General features: G+C 73.6%; 7 protein-coding genes. 1 reads left to right on the top strand and 6 read right to left on the bottom strand.

Annotated elements, in window-relative coordinates; all coding sequences use genetic code 11:
* Positions 1 to 52: 52 nt before the first annotated feature.
* The 6 genes from ACQRUO_RS16475 to ACQRUO_RS16500 all read right to left on the bottom strand — a co-directional run bounded on the left by ACQRUO_RS16475 (position 53) and on the right by ACQRUO_RS16500 (position 4,706).
* The gene (locus ACQRUO_RS16475; RefSeq protein WP_428316666.1) at positions 53 to 988 is read right to left on the bottom strand and encodes an ABC transporter substrate-binding protein; all 936 of its coding nucleotides are present in this window, start codon (positions 986 to 988) and stop codon (positions 53 to 55) included.
* Between the two features lie 78 nt (positions 989 to 1,066).
* Positions 1,067 to 1,732 carry an ABC transporter permease gene (locus ACQRUO_RS16480; RefSeq protein ID WP_428316667.1) on the bottom strand — a complete coding sequence of 222 codons (666 nt, stop codon included), beginning with the start codon at positions 1,730 to 1,732 and terminating at the stop codon, positions 1,067 to 1,069.
* On the bottom strand, positions 1,729 to 2,397 hold the full coding sequence (locus tag ACQRUO_RS16485; protein WP_428316668.1) for an ABC transporter permease: 669 nt from the start codon (positions 2,395 to 2,397) through the stop codon (positions 1,729 to 1,731). The genes ACQRUO_RS16480 and ACQRUO_RS16485 overlap by 4 nt, the downstream gene beginning before the upstream one ends.
* The gene (locus ACQRUO_RS16490; protein ID WP_428316669.1) at positions 2,387 to 3,541 is read right to left on the bottom strand and encodes an ABC transporter ATP-binding protein; all 1,155 of its coding nucleotides are present in this window, start codon (positions 3,539 to 3,541) and stop codon (positions 2,387 to 2,389) included. The genes ACQRUO_RS16485 and ACQRUO_RS16490 overlap by 11 nt, the downstream gene beginning before the upstream one ends.
* Before the next feature lie 224 nt (positions 3,542 to 3,765).
* Positions 3,766 to 4,218: a rhodanese-like domain-containing protein gene (locus ACQRUO_RS16495; protein WP_428316670.1), complete on the bottom strand. Its 453-nt coding sequence runs from the start codon at positions 4,216 to 4,218 to the stop codon at positions 3,766 to 3,768.
* Complete coding sequence (locus ACQRUO_RS16500) at positions 4,212 to 4,706, bottom strand: cysteine dioxygenase (protein WP_428316671.1); 495 nt, start codon at positions 4,704 to 4,706, stop codon at positions 4,212 to 4,214. The genes ACQRUO_RS16495 and ACQRUO_RS16500 overlap by 7 nt, the downstream gene beginning before the upstream one ends.
* 388 nt (positions 4,707 to 5,094) lie before the next feature.
* Here ACQRUO_RS16500 and ACQRUO_RS16505 point away from each other — a divergent pair, with 388 nt between their 5' ends.
* Positions 5,095 to 5,496 carry a hypothetical protein gene (locus ACQRUO_RS16505; RefSeq protein WP_428316672.1) on the top strand — a complete coding sequence of 134 codons (402 nt, stop codon included), beginning with the start codon at positions 5,095 to 5,097 and terminating at the stop codon, positions 5,494 to 5,496.
* Positions 5,497 to 5,801: the final 305 nt, after the last annotated feature.

Below are 5,801 nucleotides of genomic sequence, written 5' to 3' on the forward strand. Positions count from 1 at the left end.
CCGGGACGGAACACTCCGTCCCGGCCCGCGCCGCCGTTTCACGTGCCCGGGGTCAGCCCAGCCCGTTGGCCTTGACCCAGTCCTTGGCCACCGCCGCCGGGTCGTCCTTGTCGACCGACACCTTCTTCATCAGGGTGACCAGCTGCGTGGTGTCCAGCTTGGCCGAGACCGCGTCGAGCGCGGCGGTGGCGGTGGGGTTCACGCCCGCCTTGTAGACCAGCGGGGTCACGTTCTGGGCGCCGAACAGGTTCTTCGGGTCGGCCAGCGAGACCAGGCCCAGCTGCATCAGCTTCGGGTCGGTGGTGAAGACGTCGCCGACCTGTACCGTGCCGTCCTTGATCGCGTTCGCCGTCGTGTCGGCGGTGGGCTTCCAGTCCTTGAAGGTGAGCCCGTACACGTCCTTGAACTGCTGCTCGCGGCGGGACTTGAACTCCGGCATGCCGCCCACCGTGAAGCCGCCGGCCAGTGGGCCCAGGTCGGCGATGCTCTTCAGGTTGTACTTGTCCGCGGTCGCCTGGGTGACCGTCAGCGAGTCCTTGTCCTCGGCGGCCGAGGAGTCCAGGATGCCCAGACCGGCGGGCAGTTCCTTGGTCAGTGCGGCGTTGACGTCGGCCTCGGTGGCCGCGGTCGACTTGCTGTCCAGGTAGGCGAGCAGCGCGCCGTTGTACTCCGGCAGCACCGTCAGGTTGCCGCTCTTGACCTGGTCGAAGAGCACCTCGCGGCTGCCGATGTTGAACTTCTCGGTCACCTTGACGCCCTTGGCCTGCAAGGCCTGCGAGTAGATCGAGGCGAGCAGCACGTTCTCCGGGTAGTTGGCCGAACCGACCACCACGGTGGAGCCGCTGGCGGCGCCCCCCGAGGGGTTGGCGGCCTTGGTACTGCCGCCCAGCGGATCGCTCGAGGAGGAGGAACTGCTGCACCCGGTGGCGGCCAGGGTCAGGGCGGCGAGCAGCGCGGCGGAGCCGAGGGCACGGGAACGCGACAGCATGGGAGGTCCTTTCGGTAAGGGTGGAGCCTTCGGTGAGGGTGGAGCCTTCGGTAAGGGTGGGGAAGGAGTGCGCGGCGGTCAGCGGCGGCGCAGCCCGGCGGGCAGCGCGAACCGGTTCAGCGCCGCGAAGAGCAGCTGGGTGGCGACCGCGAGCAGCACCACCAGCAGGGCGCCGCCGAGGGTCTGCGGGAAGTCCTTGGTGGCCAGCCCGTCGATCACGTAGCGGCCCAGGCCCCCCAGGCCCACGTAGGCGGCGACGGTCGCGGTGGCGATCACCTGGACCGCGGCGGTGCGCAGGCCCGCCAGCAGCGCGGGCAGCGCCCACGGGACGCAGACCTGCCAGAGCACCTGCGGGTGGGTGAGGCCGATGCCCCGGGCCGCGTCGCGCAGGTCGGGGTCGGTGCCGCGGACCCCCTCGCAGGCGGCCACCAGCAGCACCGGCGCGGCCAGCGCCACCAGCGGCACCAGCACGGCGGTGTCGCCGACCCCGGCGACCAGCACCGCGAGGGTGACCAGCCCGAGGGTGGGCAGCGCCCGGGCCGCCCCGGTCAGCGCGGTGACCAGGCCGGCCCCGCGCCCGGCGTAGCCGATCAGCAGGCCGAGCGGCACCGCGAGCACGAAGGCCACGCCGAGCGCCTCGCCGGAGAGCACCAGGTGCTCGGTGACCCGGTGCACGATCGAGTCCGGGCCGTGCAGCCGGTCCGGATCGGTGAAGAAGGTGTTCAGCCAGTTCAGCCAGTTCATCGTCGGGCTCCCCTCTCCCGTACCGCCCACGGCGCCAGCAGCCGGCGGGCCAGCAGCAGCACCGCGTCGGTGACCAGCGCGAGCAGGGCCACCAGCACGATGCCCGCCACGATCGGGGTCGGGAAGGTGCGCTGGAAGCCGTCGATGAAGAGGTAGCCCAGGCCGCCGCGCCCGACCAGCGCGCCGACACTGGCCAGCGAGATGCTGGAGACCGCCGCCACCCGCAGCCCGGCCACCAGGTAGGGCACCGCGGCGGGCAGCTCGACCGTGGCCAGCCGGCGCCAGGGCCCGTAGCCGAGCGCGGTGGCCGCCTGGCGCACCGGCTCCGGCACCGCGCGCAGCCCGTCCACCGTGGTGGGCAGCAGCACGGCGAGCGCGTAGCAGGTCAACGGGATCATCACGGTCTCCCGGGTGGCCAGCCCGGTGTACGGGATCAGCACCACGAAGACCGCGAGCGAGGGCAACGCGTAGACCACGTTGAAGAGCGCGGCCAGCGGCTGGTAGAGCCGCGGGAAGCGGGTGCAGAGCAGGCCGAGCGGCAGGGCCAGGGCGAGCCCGATCAGCACCGGGACCAGCGAGATGACCGCGTGGTCCTGCAACAGGCCCCAGAGGTAGCCCAGGTGGTCGCCGAGCCAGCGCCAGCGGACCAGCGGTTCACCGTCCATGGGTCACTCCGCCGTCGTCCACCCGGTCCGCGGGTATGTCGCTCGGTCCGGGGGTCACCGGTGCGCCGGCCGCCCCGGCCGGCCCGGCCTTCACCGTGCTGACGGCGGCCGCCTCGGGGCCCGCCGCGTCCAGGGCGTCCAGCACCGCGGCGCGCGGCGCCAGGCCGACCACCCGGCCGGCCGGGTCCACCGCCACCGCCGCGCGGGCGGGGGAGAGCACGGCGCTGTCCAGTGCGGTGCGCAGGGTGTCGGCCCCCGGCTGGTAGACGGCGACCTGACGGATCGTTTCAGCCGACCCGGCCCGTTGCCAGCCGATGGGCCGGCCGTCCTGGTCGACGGTCAGCGTCCAGCCCTCGAACGGCTCCCCGGGCGGCAGCAGCGCGATCCCGGCGGCCGGGCGCAGCGCCAGGCCGCGCAGGCCCCGGTCGCGGCCGAGGAAGGCGGCCACCTGCTCGTCGGCCGGCGCGTGCAGCAGCGTCGCCGGGTCGGCCACCTGGCCGATCCGGCCGTGCTCGCGCAGCACCACGATCTGGTCGCCGAGCCGGACCGCCTCCTCGATGTCGTGGGTCACGAAGAGCACGGTCTTGTTCAGTTCGCCCTGCAGCCGCAGCAGTTCCTCCTGCAGGCCGGCCCGGACCACCGGGTCGACCGCGCTGAACGGCTCGTCCATCAGCAGCAGCGGCGGGTCCGCGGCCAGCGCCCGGGCCACCCCGACGCGCTGCTGCTGGCCGCCGGAGAGCTGGAACGGGTAGCGCCTGGCGGTCTCCGGGGCCAGCCCGACCAGCTCCAGCAACTCCATCGCCCGGGCCCGGGCCCGCTTGCGGTCCCAGCCGAGCAGGTAGGGGACGGTGGCGATGTTGTCCAGCACCTTGCGGTGCGGGAAGAGACCGGCCTGCTGGATCACGTAGCCGATGCCGCGGCGGAGCCTGGCCGCCTCCAGCTGCGCGACGTCGGTGCCGTCCAGCAGGACCCGGCCCGAGGTGGGCTCGACCATCCGGTTGACCATCCGCAGGATGGTCGTCTTGCCGCAGCCGGAGGGCCCGACCAGGACGGTGGTCCGGCCGGCGGGCACCGTGAGGTCGAGCCCCTCGACGGCGACGGTCCCGTCCGGATGGCGCTTTCCGGCGCTCTCGAATCTGATCACAGGGCAGTTCCTAGCTGGGTGCCTGGGCACCGTTGTCGGTATGGCGGGTGACGCGCGGTCCGGGCGGACACCCGTGGCTGCCTGCCCCCGCCAGGACCAAGGGAAACCCTGAACGGTGATCGGTGACGGATCCGACACGCCGTCTTGACCTGGTGTGACACCGGGTTTCGGCCGGATACCCGGCCGGCCCGGGGACGGCGTGGTGCGCGGTTGCTGCGGATGGACTAGTAGGGACCGAGGGCCGGCGGGGACGGTGGACTAACGGGGACCGTGGACCGGCGAGGACCGGCGGGCCCGGGCTCGGTCGGCAGGCCGGCGGCGGACCAGGCCAGGAAGCCGCCGTCCAGGTCGGTGGTGCGGTACAGGCCCAGCTCACGCAGCGAGGCGGCGGCCAGGCTGGAGGCGTAGCCCTCCGAGCAGACCAGCACGATCGGCAGCTCGTACCCGCTCGCCTGCGGGATCCGGTGGCTGCCGGCCGGATCCAGCCGCCACTCCAGCACGTTGCGCTCGATCACCAGCGCGCCCGGGATCTGCCCCTCGACCCCGCGTTGCGCGGCTGGACGGATGTCCACCAGCAGTGCTCCGTCCTGCCGCCAGGCCCGGTACGCCTCGGCCGGCCCCGGCCGGTGCACGCCCGCGCGGGCCCGGGTCAGCAGCTCCTCCACCGTGGTCACCACTGCTCCCGTCCCTCCCGCCCGGTCAGCCGCAGGCCGCTGGCGCGCAGCTCGTACCGGGCCATCTCGTCCAACGGCGGCGAGTAGGCGTGGATGGTGACCGCCGGGCCGGCGCCGGTGTTGCGCACGTCGTGCAGGAAGTCCGGGCCGAACGAGCGGGCCGCGCCGGTGGGCAGCCGGCGGGTGTGCAACGCGCCGTCCGTGCCGCCCAGCGACAGCTCCTCCAACTCGCCCAGCGCCACGGTGAAGGCGCCGCGCGAACCGCCGTGGTCGTGGAAACCGGTGGACTGGCCGGGCAACCAGCTGATCAGCCAGACCTCGTGATCCTCCGTCAGGCTCAGCTGCTCGTACCAGCGTTCGTCGACGGAGAGGCGGACCCGGTGGATCCACTCCTGCGGGCGCTCGGCGAGCTCGGTCACCAGGGCACGGAGTGCGGCGGGGGTGCGGGGAGTCGGTTGTGCGGGCGGGACGGTCTGCAGGTCAGCGGTCATGACGGGTCCTCACGGAGGCGCGGGTGCGCTGCTGATGATGCGGGGGAGGGCAAGGGCCGGCCACGCGGACAGGGCGCACCACCGGAGGGTGGTCACGGGGTGCGTCGGGCGGGGCGGCGCTGCGAACAGCCGGCAGGAAGGGGCTGCGCAGATCAGCAGGCACACATGTCGCTGGCCTGGCGTCGCAGATCGACGTGCAGGCGGCAGACGAGAGTGGTGCCGTGGTCCATGACCGAGATACTGGTAGATCGGCCGCCGGAACGTCAAGCCGCCGGGCGGCGGATCTCGGGGAACGGACCGGACGGCACGACGTCGCGGACTATCGTGTGAGCGGCGCGCCGAGCGTGCGGCCGGCGTGCGGGGTAGGCCACCAGGAGGGGGCAGTTCCGTGGACATCGTTTCCGCCGACACCATCACCAGGGCGATCATGGCCGCCGCGGGCGCGGCCGGCACCGCCGCCGGGCGCCAGGCCTGGGAGGCGCTGCAGCCGGTGCTGCGGCGCGCCCTGCACCGGCGCGGCCCCGCGGGCGAGCTGGCCGCGGCCACGACCGAGGTCGAGCCCGCCGGCGAGCCCCGGGTGCGCGAGCTGGTCGGCACGGTGATCGAGCAGGACCCGGAGTTCGCCGGCCAACTCTCCGACTGGGCCCGGGAGCACGCCGGGACGCTGAACGTGGCGATCACCTACGACCAGCGGCAGGACCACAGCCGGGTCAGCAACACCGTCTCGGGCGACGCCAAGGTCCAGAAGCTGCTCCAGGGACGGGACTTCACGGGCACGATCAACATGTGACCCGGGCGGCCGCTTGCGGGGCTGCTGATGCTCGGGCCGGTCCGACGATTCCCTCGGCATTCGCCCGGGCGGCTGCTCGCGGGTCGCTGTGCTCGACCCCGAGCAGGACGGCCGGCTTGCTGCCGATGCTCGGGCCGGTCCGACGATTTCCTCGGCATTCGCCCGGGCGGCTGCTCGCGGGTCGCTGTGCTCGACCCCGAGCAGGACGGCCGGCTTGCTACCGATGCTCGAGCCCGTCCGACGATCCCCCGCATCCTCCCCCCGCTCCCGGATCAGCGCGGTCGCGCCAGCCGAAGGCTGGGGCG

This window comes from Kitasatospora sp. LaBMicrA B282 (assembly GCF_050325825.1).
Classification (GTDB): Bacteria; Actinomycetota; Actinomycetes; order Streptomycetales; family Streptomycetaceae; genus Kitasatospora.